This is a genomic window from uncultured Veillonella sp., from assembly GCF_934190855.1.
Classification (GTDB): domain Bacteria; phylum Bacillota; class Negativicutes; order Veillonellales; family Veillonellaceae; genus Veillonella.
In genome coordinates this window covers 1-17,587 of the sequence record NZ_CAKPTN010000020.1, presented here as the reverse complement: position 1 = coordinate 17,587, position 17,587 = coordinate 1, and the positions used below count along the sequence as shown (strand labels likewise).

Here is a 17,587-nt window from a genome sequence, read left to right as displayed (position 1 = left end):
TGAAAAGCAAGGATGAACTCGCTAAATGGGGCGATGAAGTCGTTGTTTTTGAATCTGGCAATCCGCCTAAGGATTATGTAGCACTCATTGAAAAAGGCTACGAACGTGCACTAGCTGCCATCGGCAGTGGTGATTACGATCTCGTCGTTCTTGATGAGTACAACATGGCACTCTTCTTTGAACTCATTTCTTGGGATAAAACAAAGGCTTTGCTCGATGCTCGTCATCCAGAAACGGAACTCGTATTTACGGGCCGTGGGGCTCCTCAAGAATTGATCGATGAGGCAGACCTTGTAACGGAAATGAAAGAGGTCAAACATTACTACCTTCAAGGCGTAATGGCTCGAAAAGGTATTGAAAACTAATCATAGGAACACCTAAGGAGGTGATGTGGTTGAGTACAGTGGCTATTGTGGCCCTTGTTATCGTGGCCATCATTGCAGCACTCATCTTGATTATCCTACTGACACCAATCACATATAGCATCGAAGTTGACGGCCGCTCACCTTATCGTGGCGAGGTGCGCGTTAAATGGCTATGGCGTGTATTTTCACTTCATTTAGCATACTTACAGGACAAACCATTTTTTAAGGAATTATACGTTTTGGGCATGCTCAAGATAGGTCCTGTGAAAGACTATGAAGAATGGCTTGAAAATCGCGTAGACGAAGAATACCAAAAGGTAATGGACGACGATGGCGATATGTCGCAAGCGGAAGCCTTCGCCAAGGCGATGCAAGGGGGCGGACAAGGTCCTTCTGCAAGCTCTAGTGGCACTAGCTTTGACGATTTGAAGAGCTCTCAAGGTTCTAACACAACCTTTGGTGATGAAGAATCACCAGGGGCGGGTAGTTCCCAAAATCCAAATGAGCGCGTTGAACGTCCTGAACCAGGTTCTAAAGATATGGATGCACAGGCTCGTGCTGATCGATATGATTCCATTCAGCAAGATCCAACAGCCCATATTCAAGACGATGATGAAGTGGTAAGTCGCGTTACTTTCAACAGTGACGGCTCCATCAAGGAAAAGGTATTTACGAAGGTGAATGATATCAAAACAACTGTGAAAAGTCGTTTTGCAAAGCCAGATCCAAACGATCCGGTGGCATCATTTAAGTCTGAAATTCCTACATTCTGGTTCATGAAACATGTGCAAAATACAGAATTGTGGCGTCAGCTATTCCTTGTGTCAAAACGATGTTATGACCACTCTAAACCACGGGATGTGGCCATAGAAGGTCGATTTGGTATCGGTGACCCATATCGTATGGGGATTATCGCATCTATGCTGTACAGTATTTGGCCTGAACAAGCAGAGAACATTGAACTAGACTATGTGAACTGGGCCGGTGAAGGCAGCGGTCACATCAAAGGTCGTATGATTCTCGCTGTATTGGCTTGGCATGGTACTAGATTCTTAGTATCTAAACCAATGCGTGCCCTATTGGGTGAAAGCGCTCGCGTCTTCTGGGTTAAACGGAAGGAAGCAAAACAGTTAGAAAAGCTGAAAGCCGCACAAGGCCAAACAGCGTAAGGATATATTAAGTCAAACTAAGTACATGAGCTAATATAGCTATGATACTTTCACAAAAAGCGGAGGTACTGTGATGGAAAACAGTAATGTAAAAGAGAATTTGGAAGTCCTATTCGAGAAATTCAGAAATATGATTAAAGTTGAAACTGTAGTAGGCGAAGCTGTGCAAATCGGCGATACTACGCTCGTTCCATTCGTTGACGTAACATTTGGTTTCGGTACTGGTACAAACCACAACACTTCAAACAAAAACCACGAATGTGGCGGCGGTGGCGGCGGTGCCAAAATGGAACCAAGCGCTATCCTCGTTATTAAAGGCGACCGCATCGAGTTGTTCAACATTAAAGGCAACCCTTACAGCAGCAGCTTCGATCGTCTTATCGGTTTGGTGCCTGACCTCGTGTCCAAATTGAAATCCGATAAATACATCTATATTAACGATGAGCAATAATTCGTTACTGAATTATAAATAATTGGTGAAAGCCTTAATACCCACATGTGTGTTCTGAATATGTCCGTCATGACTGCCCTTAGGGCTTCAGAGCATACCTGTGGGTATTGTTTTAATTTCTATAGACATTCATAAGCATTTCATAGGGCTTTATTATGCTATTTAACAGAGTCTTGTGAAAGTTAGCGAGATTTGATATAGTAAAAATAGTACACTATTGGATTGTATAGTGACTTTTTAATCGAGGAGGATTTCAGATGAAATTATCTAAAAAATTGACTACCTTAGCTATCGTTGGTGCTATCTCTGCTACTGCTGCAGTAGCAAGTGCTGCTAACATTGGCTTAGTAAATATGAGCCAAGTAGTAAATAGCTACCCTGGCTACGGTGCATTAGATATGAAAATGCAACAAGTAGACGCTCAATACCGTCCACAAATTGAGAAAAAAGTACAAGAAATTGAAAAAATTCAAGACTCTGCACAAGCAGAAGCTGAATTCAACAAAACTGTAGCTCCATTGCTTCAAAAAGAAAACGAAGAAATCAACAAAATTGCTCAACCTATGATGCAAGCAATTCACAACACTGTGGAAGCTATCCGTGTTGAAAAACAAATGGACGTAGTATTGGATGATCCATACACAATCCGTGCGGCTGACGCTAACAGCAAGATCGAGAACATTACTAACGAAGTAATTAGCCGTCTTAAAAAATAATACACATAAAAATTGACCTCTAGTTGGAAAATTAACTAGAGGTCTTTTACTTTAAAGGACTTTTTTATTTATATAGCGAATTATAAACATTAAAAGCGTTATACATTTTATTGCAATTATAGCATTATAGTTCTTAAATTAATCGTCATGATGCAAATTAGTTATGTTCCCATGTCTTGAGATATTCATTAATTGTGATATACTATAGATAGTGAATAGACTTCAACGCTAAGGGCGTTGGTCACTAAGGCGCTATCTATAGATAGTGCCTTTTTTATTTATATAGGGAGTTTTAATTATGGCTTTTGATAAACCATTTTTGGATTTAGATAAACAGCTTAATTTACTAGAGTCTCGTAATCTTATTATTACTAATAGAGATAGAGCAAAACGCCTTATTATGACGTCTTCTTATTATGATTTAATCAATGGATATAAATCTGTATTTATGTTGTCCAATGACAGGTTTAAAGATAATGTAAACCTAGAAGATATTTATATTTTTTCTTTTATAGATAAAGGTATTCAATCTATAACAATGAAATATAGTTTAATGATTGAAACATTATTTAAGACTAGACTTTCCTATGTAATCTCAAATCATTTAGGGGTACATCAAGATGATTATTTACATGCTAGATACTATAAACGACAGATAAACCATCTTAGCTTTGCAAAGGTAAAGCAAGAGATTAATAAACAGCTTGATATATGTAATGCAAAACAGCCTACGAAGTATTATTTAAAACATCATAATCATGTTCCACCATGGATTTTATTTAAAAACATTTCTTTTGGCAGTGCTATTAATATATTTAGATTATTAAGTACAAAACATAAAAGAGAAGTTGCTAATCTTTTACTTCCTACTGATTTGATTACGTGTAAAGATAAAATAGAGTTATTAATTAATACATTAGAGGCAATTCGTCGTTTTCGTAATTGTGCAGCTCATAGTTTAAATTTCTTTGGTTGTCGATCTATCTATAATATACCAGGTAATATATTATATACCATCGTACCAAATGGTGTACTTAAACGTGAGAAAGGTGAAATAACAAGTAGAGATAAGAAATCATTAAAAGGGATTTATGGTGTATTGATTATGACGGCACTATTATTAAATGATAAACTACTTGTCAGTTCTCTTATAGCTGAATGTAGAGGCGTTTTTAAGCCAGAAGTTAGTGGAGATGAAGATTCAAAGCATATTGTAGACTTAATTAATGAATTAAAACAAAAATATAAAGAAGCTACACAAATTCCTATAGATTTTATTGATAGACTCGAAATTATATATAAATCAATTACATAAATAATACTAAAATCTTATAATTAGTAGGTTTTATGATTTTTCTGATTAAAATATGATGCCTGATATAACATTTAGGAGTGAGATCTAATGAAGGATTTTAAAGCATTAGCCACAGAACGGTATTCAGTTCGAAAATTTGATACAAAGCCCGTTGAGCAGGAGAAATTAGATATCTTGTTAGAGGTAGCGAGGTTAGCCCCTACGGCTCATAATTATCAGCCACAACGCTTACTTGTGCTGAATACGGCAGATAGTCTTAATAAACTAAAAGATTGCACAAATGGTCATTTTAATGCGCCGTTGGCAATTATTGTTTGTTACGATAATACAGTGAGTTGGAAACGGGAATACGATGATGCGGATATGGGTGTTGTAGACGCTAGTATTGTAGGTTCTCACCTCATGTTTACCGTGGCAGATATAGGCTTAGGAACAACGTGGATTGCTCATTTTGATCCAGCGAAAGTATGAGACGCTTATGCTTTGCCAGATAATATCATTCCTGTAGCGATATTCCCTATAGGATACCCACACCCAGATTGCGTACCTGCGCCAGGCCATACAAAACGCTTTGACGTAAGCGACTTTACAATCTATAATTCCTTTTAAATAATGCGGCATTGTTTTAGCGCTCTGATATTTTATATAATGTATTATTATAAAGAATAGAGTATGTTAGAGAGAGAATATGTTAAAAAATTTGGTAAAAAATTTCTTTGGATCATCAAAAAAGGTGTCTACAGGTTCTGAGGCATCTAATGTTATATCATTATATGAACTACAACATGCTGAGCATTTTAAATCTACTTCAGTAACCGACGAATCAGAGATGTTTATTGATTTAAACTCTGTGCGAAGTGTGGAGCATAATCCTCCAAACTATACTTTGCTATTTAACGTCTATCTCGTTGAGTATAAAAAGAAACAGACTATTGAGTGGGTTGTAACGGCAGACTATGATTATGAGTACTCATTTGGCTCGATTGTGAAAAAGGAAAATCTGAAAGATTGTTCTCGTGAACAGGCTAAACCAATTATTGTTAAACATAAAGAGCAAGAGTCTGGTATAAAAGGGATTGCTCGGGCGACTAAGTATTATGATTTTGATGGTAACTTAGAAACAGATCTTAAAGCTATGAATGTTAATGTAAAGCATGAAGGTGCCTTTGAGTATGGCAACCCATTTTATACGGCGGCACATTATGCCTTTGATAGGGCGTATCATGTGTTCTTCTAGTTGAAAGATAGTAATTAGATAATATATAGATTAGATAGTGCATATATTAGATAGTACATATAAAAAGGACAGTTGATTAACTCAACTGTCCTTTAGTGTTTTATTCAGGTTTGTGAATAAGGTTTACTACGAATTCGCTGTCTTCAACAAGTGTTGCTTGGATGTAGTTGTCGCCGTTGAATTCTAGTACTTGGCCTGGTACGAGTACGTGTTCTTCAGTTTCGTTAAGGAATACTTGTACTTTACCTTTTACTACTGTAAAGATTACGTTTGCTTCTGGGTGATTGTGTTTTTCAACTTGTTCACCAGCTTTGCCGCCTTTTTTTACGATTACATAGTTAGGACCTTGGAATAATAAACCTAATTCTTGATTAACTGTGCCTGCCATAATAGACCTCCTAATTCTAGCTTTTTATGTTCTGAAAGCTGACGCTATCACTTAATTAAATTAACTTGTGTAATTACCTTATAATTATATTATAAATGATATTGCTTATCAATTCTGTGCTTATAGCTACAGTTTTGTAAAAATAGATAGAAAATTCAAAATTTTATAATTTCATACATAACGTATGTTAGGAATAGAGTGTAAGAGTTAGTGAATATAATTAAATACTAGGTATGAAAAAACGAGCGTACATTACGCTCGCCTTTCAGTACATATATCTGATATTGGATAGTTTGTATTATTTTTTACGAATGGAGTACAAACGTGTGCCGTTTTCTTCAGTCGTTACAAGTTCAAACTCTGGATCAATTGCTTTCACAAAAGCCTCGAACCATGTTTGGTAAGCTACAGCCATGAATTTAGGGTCAACGCCCGCTGTACGCCAGTAGCCTGCTTGTAATCTGTGGTCACCAACCCATGTGAACTCATCTGGGCTTTCAGAAACCACTTGGTCACCGCCATCGCAAGGCATGCCATTTACGTAGAAGTTTTGCAACGCATTGTAAATCGCTGGTGCAGTGTGTTCTTCAAGGTTGTCTTGAGCTACAACGCCACAAGCTTGACCTTGAACAGCAAATGCATCAAGAATAGCTGTTACTACATGTACGGCTTCGTCGCCGGAGTTAGTATCGAGCAAATCTCTGATGAAAGCTGCTTCGCGAACGGATGCGATGTTGATTTGGTTAGCCAACCAGCCATGGATGTTGCCGTGGTCGATGATGTTTTCCAACGGAATGCTTGGATTGATTGGTTCGCCGTAAGTATCTACGGAGATGGAGTGCAATTCCTCTGCTAAATCATCAACAACTTTAGTTGTTTTTTCTAAAATCAAGTTTTCACGCTCAACGAGCAATTGAATTTTACGATATAACCAGTAATGGATGTGACCTAAGAATGCGGACATATTAAGCTCCTTTTCGTGCTGTTTCTAATTTCTCTACTAAATCGTATACATTAAAACCGTGAATTTCTGCGGCTTGCCATAATGGCTCAGCTGTTGCAGAAGGGCAGCCTAAGCAACCCATGCCGATGCCTTGTAATACAGGCACAACATTTGGATATGTTTCCACGATGTCGCGAATGATTGTGTCTGGAGTAATAGGGGAACCTGCTTCGAGGCGAGGTGCTTCGACTTCAGGATCATTACCTTGACCAGGCAAGAACACTTTTGGTTCTTCGGATTTGCTTTCAGCTGGAGCACCTTCAAGGTCGCCCAATACAGCTGCTTTGAAAGCCTCTAAACCAATGCGGTCAATGAATTCGCCCATGCGTTCGATTTGTGCGTTTTCTTTATAGTATGCGATAATTCGATCTACTAATGCAAGAGCTTCTTTTTCAGTTTTAACTTCTGCGATAAGGTCGCCGATGCGTGGGTGAGCACCGCCGCTACCGCCAGCGTATACATTCCAGCCCTCTACAGTACCGATAATGCCCACATCTTTCATGCGGCTTTCAGTACAAGAATTAAGACAACCGGACACGCCGATTTTCATTTTGCTTGGCATTTCTTGAGACAAATACTTGCGCTCGATTTGCATGCCAAGATGTACGCTATCTTGTTTAGCACGTTTACAGAATGTAGTACCTGGGCAGATTTTTACGCTGCGCACGCGGTTAGAAACAGTGTACGCTGGTTCCATGCCGAGCATTTCCCAAGCTTTATCTACGTCTTCTGCTTTCAAATTCGTAATCATAATGCGTTGGCTGCCAGTCAATTTAAGAACAGCGCCGAACTCATTAGCTACGTCGATATATTTTTGTAATTGTTCAGGTTGAATGAAACCTCCTGGAATGCGAGGTGTAATTGCATAACGGCGTTGACCGTTTTTAATGCGTTGTAAATTTGTTGCAATTTGTGCCATGTTAAATCCTTTCTCGAGCCCTCTCTGCGGAGAATAGTGGCTAAAACTACTTAGTTAATCTATGTGATTCTTTGTTTGTAAAATATATACGCCATAGGGTTTTGTGAAAGCGTCGCACGTATACGAACAGCGTGATGAGATCAACTAGGCGATGCCTCATCAAAACCCGGCGTAACGATCAGTACGGGTATTAAATACTGACCCGATGTTCCTAGTATAAACTATTTTAACACGTAATAATGTAACCTAGGCTACATTATTGAAAGTTTTTAATATTAATTATTAATAGTATATATGATTATATACGATAATCTTTTAACGTGAAACATAGAGGGCATATATCGTATAATAGAAACATAGAATATTCTTGATATGGGAGAAAGTATGAAAGTCCTTTACGATACAATTTTAAAAGCAACATATATAGGTCGCCCGAACCGTTTTGTGGTGACTTTAGATTTAAATGGTGAAAGCGTACTCGCTCATTTGCCAAATCCTGGACGCATGTGGGAACTTTTATTTACAGGAGTAACGATGTACATCGTGCCTCACGATAAGCCTGATGCGAAGACGAAATACCGCGTGGTAGGCATTGAGCGCGATGGCGTAGTGATTATGCTCGATACAAATTATAGTAATGATGTAGCGCAGCATTTGATCGAAAATAAACTCATCCCTGGCTGGGAGGAGTGGCGCGTCGTAAGACGAGAGTATACGGTTAAACTACATGGTACATCATCACGTTTTGACTTGCTCCTCACCAATGATGCGGGGGATGAGTTCTTGTTAGAGGTTAAGTCTTGTACGCTATTTTCCAAGACGGGCGCCATGTTCCCTGATGCCATAACAGAACGAGGCCGTAAGCATTTATTACATTTGAAAGAATTGCAAAACGAAGGTTACCATACAGGTGTTTTATTCCTCGTACAATGGGACCAAGCGCAGTGGTTCTTGCCAGACTACCATACCGATTTGGAATTTGCTAAAACCTTTAAAGAGGTAGCCCCTTCTTTAGACTGGAAAGCCGTTGCTGTGGCGTGGGATGAGACTTTTACCATGCCTACTGTAACCCATGAATGTTCCTATCCGAGCAGTGTTCTTGATACAGAGGCTCACGATAGTGGCGTGTATGTGATGGTCATGCACCTCGACCACGATCTTGATCTTGAAATCGGCTCTAAAGGGATGATGCATTTCAAAGAGGGCTACTATATGTACGTAGGCTCTGCGAAGGCGAATTTAACGAAACGCATTGAGCGCCATAAACGAAAACGAAAGAAAATGCATTGGCATCTAGACTATTTCCGCGGTCACTGTGAAATGATAGCAGGCCTGCCGATTCGAACTAGCTGGGATGATGCGGAATGCGCTCTCGCTGATGCGGTCCGTGGCGTTGCCGAATGGGACGTGCCTAAATTTGGATCCTCCGACTGCGACTGTAAAAGCCACCTATTTGGGATGACGGAAAATCCTATTCATAACAAAGCGTTCATGGATGTAGTGGAACATTATAGAATGAATATGCTGGATGAACTAGTTAATAGATAGCTATTATTGATGGGGCCCGAGAACTATATGCATACTTAGTTAAAAAGTGCTATTACCTATCTCCTCGCTCCATAGTGACCTAAGTCGCTCATCAATAGGTAATAGCACTTTTTAAAACACTAGCTATAAAGATGTCCCATCAATAATAATATAATCCTAATTATAGTCATGCTAGCATATTCATTCTAAAGTTGGTGAAGGGAGAGAGGTGTGGTTGTGTATGCCTGTGTTTGTTAGGTTTGTGTTGTTGGTTTTTGTGTGTGTTTGTAGTGTTGTATTTGGTGGTTGTACTTCTTCGCGGTTAACGACGCTCGATGCTGAGCCGTATACGCCGGATGATATAAAGGCAATGGTTGAGAAGCGTTTTGCGTCGTATCATCCTCGTCTAGTATTGCAGGCTTCTGAGGTTGTTACTACAAAGCCTTATAAGCACTATGAATATACGTTTTTTGATGAGAATAATGGCATTGTCTTTACTGCGCGTGCTTCTGTTGAGGTTCCTCAGTTGCCTATTCCTGGTGGTCAACGGGTTACGAACGCAGAGTATAGGTATGCAGAGGCTTATTTAGATCGCTTGAATAGTGAGGTAGCACTGCTTGCTGCAAAGTATAGATTTCAGGTAGCTAATAATGAGGAGCGCAAAGCGCTAATGGATGCTAAGATTATGCGAAAAGAGGATAATAGTACGCTTCCTTTGTTTGAGGAAGGGGATTTTATATTTCTTAATCAAACATCGAATGGCGCAGGTGTCGTAGGTATGTTACGAGACATATATTCTCTATATAAACCTAATGGTGACGAGACCTTAGTAAGTAGCGTGTATGGCCGTAAGGTTAGCTTTTACTATTTACCAAATGGTGAAACAGATAAGAGCAAGGCTCTGTACCTAATAAGTTTTAAAATTAGAGGGCGGGAAGATTGGCGAGATACCTTGATGAGTGGTGTTGGTTATCAAGATAAGAGTTCTGAGCAGATTGAACGAGACATAATTACCGTTGTTGATCGGGAAATACAACAGGCTGTGCGAGGAAAATAGGTCAGGGAGAGGTGTATCTATGAAGCAGTTGATTAGGTATATATCATTAGTTGTTGTGTGTATTTGTACATTTTTATTGAGCGGTTGTTCTTTTGTGTGGACCACGGAGAATGGCGATCCTGCGACGCCAGAGGATATCAAGTCTAGCGTGGAAAAGGAGTTCGCTGTTGTTCATCCTAATCTTGTTCTCCAGTCCTCTGTAGTGGAACAGGAAAAACCGTTCCAGCGGAATGTGTATGTCTTTTATGATGAAAGCAATGGTTTTACCTTTACTGCCGATTCTGTGGTGCAACGTCCAACCTTGCCGGTTCCAGGTGGTGAAAGATACACGAATGCTAATTTTGCCTATTCACAAGAGTATTTAATTCATTTGAATGCTGCTTTGGTGGAACGTGCTAAGCAACATGGCCTGCGAATGGCCACACATGAGGAAGTTTTAAAGCTAAAGAAATCTGAAGCAACACGTGTAGCCGGTACTAATCAGATACCTCTATTTAGATCCAATGAAATTATCTTTGTAGATAAGTCTGTAAAGGGTGAAGATATTCTAACCTTTATGAAATTTATATATAGCGAGTATAAACCGCAAGATAATCCAGCACTGTTACATCCTCGTGCTGACAGAAGCGTTGGTATTTACTATTTACCTAAAGAGGAAGCGGATAAAACAAAAGCTGAGTATTTGATAGGTTTTAGGTATATGGCAAGAAATGACTGGAAAGAAACTATGCTAACCGGAATTGGCAGCACTGGTAAAGATACCTCCGCCGTAGAACGAGACTTTGTTAAAATTTTAGATCATATGATAAAGCATGCGGGGTACTAAATAAGGGATAGAGATAGAGATAGTTATAAGTGTTCAATAGGATATAAATATTAAATATAGAGGGGAATTATATGACATCTTTAGAAAATGCGATTACAGGAAATGTTATTGTATATCAAGCAGAGAATGAATCTGTTTCCACGAATGTACTATTCAAAGATGAAACATTTTGGATGACACAAAAAGATATGGCAAAACTATTTGATGTTAATATACCTGCTATTAGTAAGCATCTGAAGAATATATTTGAAAGTGGAGAACTAGTTATATCAGCAGTTATTTCCAAAATGGAAACAACTGCTGAAGATGGTAAAATTTATCAAACTAATTTTTATAATCTTGATGCTATCATTGCGGTAGGATATCGAGTAAATAGCAAAAAGGCAACTCAATTTCGAATTTGGGCGACAGGAGTTTTACGGGAATATATTATCAAAGGTTTTGCTCTTGATGATGTTATGCTAAAGAATGGACGTTCATTTGGACACGATTATTTTAAAGAATTGCTACGAAGAGTCCGCTCAATTCGCGCTAGTGAACGTCGTATATATCAACAAGTGACAGATATATTTGCTGCGTGTGCAATCGATTATGATGTACAATCACCTATAACTAGAGAGTTTTTTGGAACAATACAGAATAAGTTTCATTATGCTATAACTGGTCAAACTGCTGCAGAGATCATTCATAGTCATGCAGATGCTACAAAGGATCATATGGGATTGACTACGTGGGAATCTGGACCGGAAGGGCGGATTTATAAAAAAGATGTAATTGTAGCCAAAAATTATTTATCCGTTGAAGAAATTGAACAACTTGAGCGAACGATATCCTCATTTTTTGATTATATAGAACGTATCATCGAACGTCGTGAAACATTTACTATGAAAGCTTTTATTGAAAGTGTTGATAAGTTTTTAGATTTTAATGAGTATCAAATCTTAAGAAATAAAGGATTTATTTCTATGACACAAGCACAGAAGAAAGCTGTTAGTGAATATGAAGTATTTAATACACAGCAGAAGGTAATTTCTGATTTTGATAGATTTGTGAAAGAACATAGTTAATAATAAAGGGTTTATAGCGTTTATCCCTTAAAAATGCTATAATATTATGATGTATTATAATCAGTGTTAGTAAAATGAGGTGAGATTGTGGCAGACCAACAATGGTCCCACGGGAATATTCATCCCGTTCAGATTGATAAAGAAATGAAGAACGCCTATATCGATTATGCGATGTCCGTAATCGTTATGCGTGCTCTTCCAGATGTGCGCGATGGCTTGAAACCAGTTCATCGTCGTATTTTGTACGCGATGCACGAAACAGGCATGACGCCAAATAAACCGTACAAGAAATCCGCTCGTATCGTCGGTGATGTACTCGGTAAGTACCATCCACATGGTGATAGCTCCGTTTACAACGCGACTGTACGTTTGGCGCAAGATTTCAATACGCGCTACCTCTTGGTAGACGGCCACGGTAACTTTGGTTCCATCGACGGCGATAGTGCCGCTGCGATGCGTTATACCGAAGTACGTATGGCAAAAATTACTCAAGAAATGCTGGCTGATATCGACAAGGAAACTGTTGATTTCATGCCGAACTATGATGAAAGCTTGCAAGAACCAACTGTATTGCCAGCGAAGATCCCAAATCTTCTCATCAATGGTTCCAGCGGTATCGCCGTAGGGATGGCGACAAATATTCCACCGCACAACCTCAACGAGGTATGTAATGGCCTTACTATGCTCATCGATAACCCAGATGTAACTGTGGACGAATTGATGACGCAAATCAAAGGCCCAGACTTCCCGACTGGGGCGCTCATTTTGGGCCGGGAAGGCATTAAAAAAGCGTACTCCACAGGTCGTGGCAGCGTAAAAATGCGCGCTCGTGCAACCATTGAAGAAATGGCGAAGGGCAAGCATAAAATCGTAGTGACTGAGATTCCATACCAAGTTAACAAGGCTCGCGTTATCGAAACAATTGCGAACTTGAGCCGCGACAAAGTCATCGATGGTATCACAGCACTTCGCGACGAATCTGACCGTCAAGGTATGCGCATCGTTATCGAATTGCGCGCTGACGTGCAACCAGATATCGTTCTTAACAAATTATATAAACACACTCAACTTCAAGAATCTTTCGGCGTGATTATGCTAGCCCTCGTAGACGGTCATCCTCGCGTATTGAATTTGAAAGAAGTATTGGGTTACTACTTAGATCATCGCCTCAATGTTATCGTACGCCGTACTCAATTCGAGCTTAACAAAGCCGAAGCGCGTGCTCACATCTTGGAAGGCTTGTTGATCGCCCTCGACCACATCGATGAAGTGATCGCTACAATCCGCAGTTCTCAAACTGACGAAATTGCACGTAACGCATTGATGCAAAAATTCGGGCTTTCAGAAAAACAAGCAGTAGCCATCCTCGACATGCGTTTACGCCGTTTAACAGGCTTGGAACGCGAGAAAATCGAAGAGGAATACAAGGAATTGTTGGCATTGATCGAAGATTTGAAAGCTATCTTGGCTAGCGAAGCGCGTCAACGTCAAATCATCAAAGACGAACTCGATGACATGAAGAAAAAATACGGCGACCCTCGTCGTTCTGAAATCACAATCGATACGTCCGACCTTGATGTAGAGGACCTCATCGCTGACGAAGAGATGGTTATTACCTTGACTAAACAAGGTTACATCAAACGGATGAACGCGAACGTATATCGCAACCAACATAAAGGTGGTGCTGGCGTTATCGGTATGAAGACGAAGGAAGACGATTATGTAACGCAAATTATGCATGTTCGCACGCATAATACATTGTTATTCTTCACGTCCGCTGGCCGAGCATATCGCCTCAAAGCATACGAAGTGCCAGAAGCAGGATCTCGTAATTCTCGCGGTACCGCTATGGTTAACGTATTGCCACTAGCTGTAGGCGAATCCGTTACGACTATGATCGACCTTGAACGCATTCATGAAGATGTAAACTTATTCATGGTAACTGAGTTCGGCGTTGTAAAACGTACAGCTATCGAAGAATACCGCAACATCCGTCGTTCTGGTCTCAATGCCATCAACCTCGACGAAGGGGATCACTTGATTTCCGTCAACGTAACGACTGGCAACCAAGACATCTTGCTCGGTACTAAATTGGGTATCGCTATTCGCTTCAACGAAAACGACGTTCGTCTCATGAAACGTGCGGCTCACGGTGTACGCGGCATTAAACTTAATGCTGGCGACGTGGTTGTAGGTGCTGGTGTTCTTAATGCTGATGAAAGCGAAGCACAAGTGTTTACTATCTCCGAAGAAGGTTTCGGTAAACGCAATGATGCGGAAGCTTACACATTGCAAAAACGCGGTGGTAAAGGCTCTAAGAACTTCAAGATTACGAACAAAACTGGCGACGTAGTATCCGTAGAGGTTGTTCATAATGATGACGAAGTTATGCTTATCTCTGAACAAGGTAAGATTATTCGCTTCAACATGAACGATATTGCTGTTAAAAAAGGCAAAGCTATTTCTGGTGTGAAAACACAAAACCTCGACGAAGGTGATAAAGTAGCTAGCATTGCTGTTATTCCAGGTTCTGAAATCGAAGAAGAAGCAACTGAAGAATAATATATAATATCATTAAGTAAGATACAAATATGTAAGTCACTATGGGCGGCCATCTTAGATGGTCGTCTCTAGCGTTAAGGAGTTTTGAAATGAAAAAATGGTTAGCTGCAATGTTTGCAGCAGGGGTTTTCTTTGTAGGTGGCTTTGGCCAAGCCAGTGCCGCTGACTGGTACTATATCGATGCTGACGCTGACGATGCAGCATGGTTTATCGACAACTCTTCTGTATATAAAACAGATGATGCGGCTACAGTACTTGTTAAAATTAACAATGTAGAAGGCTTCACGTACATCTACACAGTACGCATCGATCGCAAAGAAAAAACATGGACTGAACTTGATACAACAGTATACAGTGCATCTGGCGTAGCGTTGTTGTCCAGCAAAGAAGCACAAAAACCTACGAAAATTGAAGAAGATACCATGGGCGCGGAAGTTATGCAGGCCCTATGGGGTAAATAATCCAACAATTTAATAGAAGCTGCTATTCGCTCTGTCTATTTAGATATTCAGAACGTATTTAGCCCCGAACTATCCTGAAAGCCTCCATAGTGAACTAAGTCGTTTTCAGAACAGTTCGGGGCTTTCTATTTTCTTAGTAATCTTACAGGGCGAATAACAGCCGTTAAAAACGTTGAATTATTTAAAGCCCATAGGCGCCTCGCTAGACGTTCCTAGGGAGGTCTATATAATTTATGCATTTTATAGAGTTTTTATTAGCATTATGCAATTATGGTGTTATAATGAAGTCATAGTGAATTGTATTATGCGGAATGCATAGTTGTTTAGATTTTCTAATCAGGAGAGAACGGTTATGAAAAAATGGTTTGCATGTTTAGCGGTGGCAGGTTTGTTATTTAGTGCTGGTGTGGGCGTGTCTTATGCTGAAAGTTGGTATCCTCTTAATACTGATGCGGATGGTCGTACTGGTTATATCGATAATGATACGGTAGAGAAAGACGATGCACAGGCTAAGTTGAATTTGAAGATTGTTGACCCTAGCGGTGATCACTCTATCTATACGTTGCAATTCAACCGTGCTGCAAAGACAGCGAAATTGCTGGAGATGAAAGTATACAATCCAGCAGGCTATATGATTGGTGGCCAAACATACGACAATACAGACATACAAATACAAGAAGGAAGTAATCTAGATCACGTATATCACTTGATTTGGTAAATTTCCTCTTTAGTTTTAGAAAACGGGATATATCTCTACGTCCTCCAAAGCGAGCTAAGTCGTCCTACGAGATATATCCCGTTTTCTTCCAATCCTAATGAGGATATTTACGATATCTGCGTTCGGGAAAAGCGAGCTAAGTCGTCCTACGAGATATATTCACCCGTTTTCTCATTTTCTGATGAGGAAATGTATCAAAAATAATTATTCCCTTATTTTATGGTATAAAATAAGGGAATAGTACTTGGGGTAAGGAAATATTCGGATTATGAAGACCTAAAAATTGAGTACGTTTGTCTTTCATAAAATATTTAGTTTTATCGAATATACTAGATTTCATATTCTTGTATTTAATTCGAGAGGTAAAATATGAAAAAAACATTGGCAGCTGTTTTGGCAGCAGGCGCTTTATTGATTGGTGGCATCGGTAGTGTTGATGCTGCTAACTGGTACACTGTAGGTACTGACAGCAACGGTATTACGTGGTCTATCGACAATGATTCCGTTAAAAAAGATGATAAAAAAGCTGTAATGAACATTAAAGCTATGGACTACGAAGGTTACCACTACATCGTGACTGAAGAGTTCAACCGTAAAAAACAGGAAGTAAAAGACCTTAAGGTTACTCTTTACGATCCACAAGGTTATGTAGTGAAAGAGGAACAACCTAACAAAAATAGCCGTAAGGTTGAGCCAGGTACTCCTGCGCAAGCAGTATTCCAACTTATCTGGGGTGGTAAATAATCTAATCCTATAAACGAGCACACTGCTTAGTCGTAGTACGCTGCTTAGCCGTAGTACATTGTTAATCAGTATTGTCTCGTTTAAACAGATTATTTTGGTGAAAGCTTCACACACGCACGTTCTCCTATGGAGGACGTGCGTTTTTTGTGTATTGCTCTTTCAATTCCCTTGAAAAAGGTGAATTATTTATCTATTCGTGGTAAAATGTGATTTATATTACACTTTTTTATAGATTTTGGGTAAAAGTGTAACAATTCTACATAGTATAAACTTTCACTATAGCGTATACTATAGATACGATGAAGAAGTATGGTTAGGGCGTAGTGCTCCGTAGTTTAGCATATTTCGTCCCAAAAGGTTTGATAGTTATAGTTAGGTAGAGGAGGTCCTCATGTCTCAATACGAATTTATCGATAAACGCGTGCCGATTGCACTCGACAATCCATCCATTTATCACGACATTTCCAAGTGTAAAAACTGTACGTTATGCCGTCGCGCTTGTGCGGATGTAATGAGCGTACTTGATTACTACGACCTTGATGCAAACGGCGATGTGCCTGTATGTATTCATTGCGGTCAATGTGCGGCAGCATGCCCATTCGACTCCATGCATGCTAAATCCGAGCTTGATAAGGTGAAAGCAGCGCTTGCAGATCCTGAAAAAATCGTTGTTATCCAAACAGCTCCAGCTGTTCGCGTAGCTATCGGTGAAGGCTTCGGTTATGAACCAGGTACTTTCCTTGAAGGTAAAATGGTTGGCGCATTGCGTGCACTTGGTGCAGACTATGTAGTAGACACTAACTTCGGTGCGGACTTAACAATCATGGAAGAAGCATCTGAGCTTGTAGATCGTCTTAACAAAGGCGGCCAAATTCCTCAGTTCACAAGCTGCTGCCCAGCGTGGGTACGCTTTGCGGAAATCTACTTCCCAGAATTGCTTCCTAACTTGTCTTCCACACGTTCTTGTATCGCTATGGAAGCGGCTATGATCAAAACATACTTTGCAGAGAAAAAAGGCATCGATCCTCGTAAGATCGTATCCGTATCTGTAAACCCTTGTAC

At 39.7% G+C, this 17,587-nt stretch carries 20 protein-coding genes; 17 read left to right on the top strand and 3 right to left on the bottom strand.

Going from position 1 to position 17,587, the window contains the following annotated elements; genetic code table 11:
- From Q0F90_RS02405 to Q0F90_RS02370, 8 genes are all read left to right on the top strand, one after another.
- Positions 1-365, top strand: a 365-nt coding sequence (locus tag Q0F90_RS02405; RefSeq protein WP_296003024.1) for a cob(I)yrinic acid a,c-diamide adenosyltransferase, incomplete at its 5' end; no start/stop codon positions are given.
- 29 nt (positions 366-394) lie between these two features.
- Complete coding sequence (locus Q0F90_RS02400; RefSeq protein ID WP_296003022.1) at positions 395-1,534, top strand: hypothetical protein; 1,140 nt, start codon at positions 395-397, stop codon at positions 1,532-1,534.
- A 73-nt stretch (positions 1,535-1,607) separates the two neighbouring features.
- Positions 1,608-1,985 (top strand): GerW family sporulation protein, encoded by a 378-nt coding sequence (locus Q0F90_RS02395; RefSeq protein WP_265138157.1) that lies wholly within the window; start codon positions 1,608-1,610, stop codon positions 1,983-1,985.
- Positions 1,986-2,242: 257 nt separating this feature from the next.
- Positions 2,243-2,701 (top strand): OmpH family outer membrane protein, encoded by a 459-nt coding sequence (locus Q0F90_RS02390; RefSeq protein ID WP_296003018.1) that lies wholly within the window; start codon positions 2,243-2,245, stop codon positions 2,699-2,701.
- 298 nt (positions 2,702-2,999) lie between these two features.
- Positions 3,000-4,016, top strand: a complete 1,017-nt coding sequence (locus tag Q0F90_RS02385) for an Abi family protein (protein WP_296003016.1) — start codon at positions 3,000-3,002, stop codon at positions 4,014-4,016.
- 87 nt (positions 4,017-4,103) lie between these two features.
- A complete protein-coding gene (locus Q0F90_RS02380; protein WP_296003014.1) occupies positions 4,104-4,487 on the top strand; it encodes a nitroreductase family protein in 384 nt (127 codons plus the stop codon).
- Positions 4,488-4,499: 12 nt separating this feature from the next.
- Positions 4,500-4,625, top strand: a complete 126-nt coding sequence (locus Q0F90_RS02375) for a hypothetical protein (protein WP_296003012.1) — start codon at positions 4,500-4,502, stop codon at positions 4,623-4,625.
- Between the two features lie 220 nt (positions 4,626-4,845).
- A complete protein-coding gene (locus Q0F90_RS02370; protein ID WP_296003010.1) occupies positions 4,846-5,253 on the top strand; it encodes a hypothetical protein in 408 nt (135 codons plus the stop codon).
- A gap of 100 nt (positions 5,254-5,353) precedes the next feature.
- Here Q0F90_RS02370 and Q0F90_RS02365 read toward each other — a convergent pair whose 3' ends face one another.
- From Q0F90_RS02365 to Q0F90_RS02355, 3 genes are all read right to left on the bottom strand, one after another.
- Positions 5,354-5,641, bottom strand: coding sequence for a cupin domain-containing protein (locus Q0F90_RS02365; RefSeq protein WP_009351598.1), 288 nt, complete (start codon positions 5,639-5,641; stop codon positions 5,354-5,356).
- 298 nt (positions 5,642-5,939) lie between these two features.
- Positions 5,940-6,605 (bottom strand): hypothetical protein, encoded by a 666-nt coding sequence (locus Q0F90_RS02360; RefSeq protein ID WP_296003008.1) that lies wholly within the window; start codon positions 6,603-6,605, stop codon positions 5,940-5,942.
- 1 nt (position 6,606) lies between these two features.
- Positions 6,607-7,563 carry a DUF1858 domain-containing protein gene (locus tag Q0F90_RS02355; RefSeq protein ID WP_296003007.1) on the bottom strand — a complete coding sequence of 319 codons (957 nt, stop codon included), beginning with the start codon at positions 7,561-7,563 and terminating at the stop codon, positions 6,607-6,609.
- A gap of 384 nt (positions 7,564-7,947) precedes the next feature.
- Here Q0F90_RS02355 and sfsA point away from each other — a divergent pair, with 384 nt between their 5' ends.
- The 9 genes from sfsA to Q0F90_RS02310 all read left to right on the top strand — a co-directional run.
- Positions 7,948-9,111: a DNA/RNA nuclease SfsA gene (gene sfsA / locus Q0F90_RS02350; RefSeq protein ID WP_296003006.1), complete on the top strand. Its 1,164-nt coding sequence runs from the start codon at positions 7,948-7,950 to the stop codon at positions 9,109-9,111.
- A 247-nt stretch (positions 9,112-9,358) separates the two neighbouring features.
- On the top strand, positions 9,359-10,147 hold the full coding sequence (locus Q0F90_RS02345; protein ID WP_296003005.1) for a hypothetical protein: 789 nt from the start codon (positions 9,359-9,361) through the stop codon (positions 10,145-10,147).
- Between the two features lie 19 nt (positions 10,148-10,166).
- Positions 10,167-10,973 (top strand): hypothetical protein, encoded by an 807-nt coding sequence (locus Q0F90_RS02340; RefSeq protein ID WP_296003003.1) that lies wholly within the window; start codon positions 10,167-10,169, stop codon positions 10,971-10,973.
- 71 nt (positions 10,974-11,044) lie between these two features.
- Positions 11,045-12,040 (top strand): virulence RhuM family protein, encoded by a 996-nt coding sequence (locus Q0F90_RS02335; protein WP_296003001.1) that lies wholly within the window; start codon positions 11,045-11,047, stop codon positions 12,038-12,040.
- Between the two features lie 87 nt (positions 12,041-12,127).
- On the top strand, positions 12,128-14,602 hold the full coding sequence (gene gyrA / locus Q0F90_RS02330) for a DNA gyrase subunit A (protein WP_296002999.1): 2,475 nt from the start codon (positions 12,128-12,130) through the stop codon (positions 14,600-14,602).
- Positions 14,603-14,691: 89 nt separating this feature from the next.
- On the top strand, positions 14,692-15,063 hold the full coding sequence (locus Q0F90_RS02325; protein WP_105098604.1) for a hypothetical protein: 372 nt from the start codon (positions 14,692-14,694) through the stop codon (positions 15,061-15,063).
- Between the two features lie 352 nt (positions 15,064-15,415).
- Positions 15,416-15,781, top strand: a complete 366-nt coding sequence (locus tag Q0F90_RS02320; RefSeq protein ID WP_296002998.1) for a hypothetical protein — start codon at positions 15,416-15,418, stop codon at positions 15,779-15,781.
- 369 nt (positions 15,782-16,150) lie between these two features.
- Positions 16,151-16,525 (top strand): hypothetical protein, encoded by a 375-nt coding sequence (locus tag Q0F90_RS02315; RefSeq protein WP_296002996.1) that lies wholly within the window; start codon positions 16,151-16,153, stop codon positions 16,523-16,525.
- A gap of 391 nt (positions 16,526-16,916) precedes the next feature.
- A partial coding sequence (locus tag Q0F90_RS02310; RefSeq protein WP_296002994.1) for a [Fe-Fe] hydrogenase large subunit C-terminal domain-containing protein occupies positions 16,917-17,587 on the top strand: 671 nt, incomplete at its 3' end.

What these genes read in the sequence shown, in the direction of transcription:
- Q0F90_RS02325 (WP_105098604.1), top strand. Translation starts at nt 14,692, where the DNA reads ATGAAAAAATGGTTAGCTGCAATGTTTGCAGCAGGGGTTTTCTTTGTA.
- Q0F90_RS02335 (WP_296003001.1), top strand. Translation starts at nt 11,045, where the DNA reads ATGACATCTTTAGAAAATGCGATTACAGGAAATGTTATTGTATATCAA.
- Q0F90_RS02365 (WP_009351598.1), bottom strand. Translation starts at nt 5,641, where the DNA reads ATGGCAGGCACAGTTAATCAAGAATTAGGTTTATTATTCCAAGGTCCT.
- Q0F90_RS02340 (WP_296003003.1), top strand. Translation starts at nt 10,167, where the DNA reads ATGAAGCAGTTGATTAGGTATATATCATTAGTTGTTGTGTGTATTTGT.
- Q0F90_RS02355 (WP_296003007.1), bottom strand. Translation starts at nt 7,563, where the DNA reads ATGGCACAAATTGCAACAAATTTACAACGCATTAAAAACGGTCAACGC.
- Q0F90_RS02320 (WP_296002998.1), top strand. Translation starts at nt 15,416, where the DNA reads ATGAAAAAATGGTTTGCATGTTTAGCGGTGGCAGGTTTGTTATTTAGT.
- Q0F90_RS02390 (WP_296003018.1), top strand. Translation starts at nt 2,243, where the DNA reads ATGAAATTATCTAAAAAATTGACTACCTTAGCTATCGTTGGTGCTATC.
- Q0F90_RS02315 (WP_296002996.1), top strand. Translation starts at nt 16,151, where the DNA reads ATGAAAAAAACATTGGCAGCTGTTTTGGCAGCAGGCGCTTTATTGATT.
- sfsA (WP_296003006.1), top strand. Translation starts at nt 7,948, where the DNA reads ATGAAAGTCCTTTACGATACAATTTTAAAAGCAACATATATAGGTCGC.
- Q0F90_RS02380 (WP_296003014.1), top strand. Translation starts at nt 4,104, where the DNA reads ATGAAGGATTTTAAAGCATTAGCCACAGAACGGTATTCAGTTCGAAAA.
- Q0F90_RS02360 (WP_296003008.1), bottom strand. Translation starts at nt 6,605, where the DNA reads ATGTCCGCATTCTTAGGTCACATCCATTACTGGTTATATCGTAAAATT.
- Q0F90_RS02385 (WP_296003016.1), top strand. Translation starts at nt 3,000, where the DNA reads ATGGCTTTTGATAAACCATTTTTGGATTTAGATAAACAGCTTAATTTA.
- Q0F90_RS02395 (WP_265138157.1), top strand. Translation starts at nt 1,608, where the DNA reads ATGGAAAACAGTAATGTAAAAGAGAATTTGGAAGTCCTATTCGAGAAA.
- Q0F90_RS02370 (WP_296003010.1), top strand. Translation starts at nt 4,846, where the DNA reads ATGTTTATTGATTTAAACTCTGTGCGAAGTGTGGAGCATAATCCTCCA.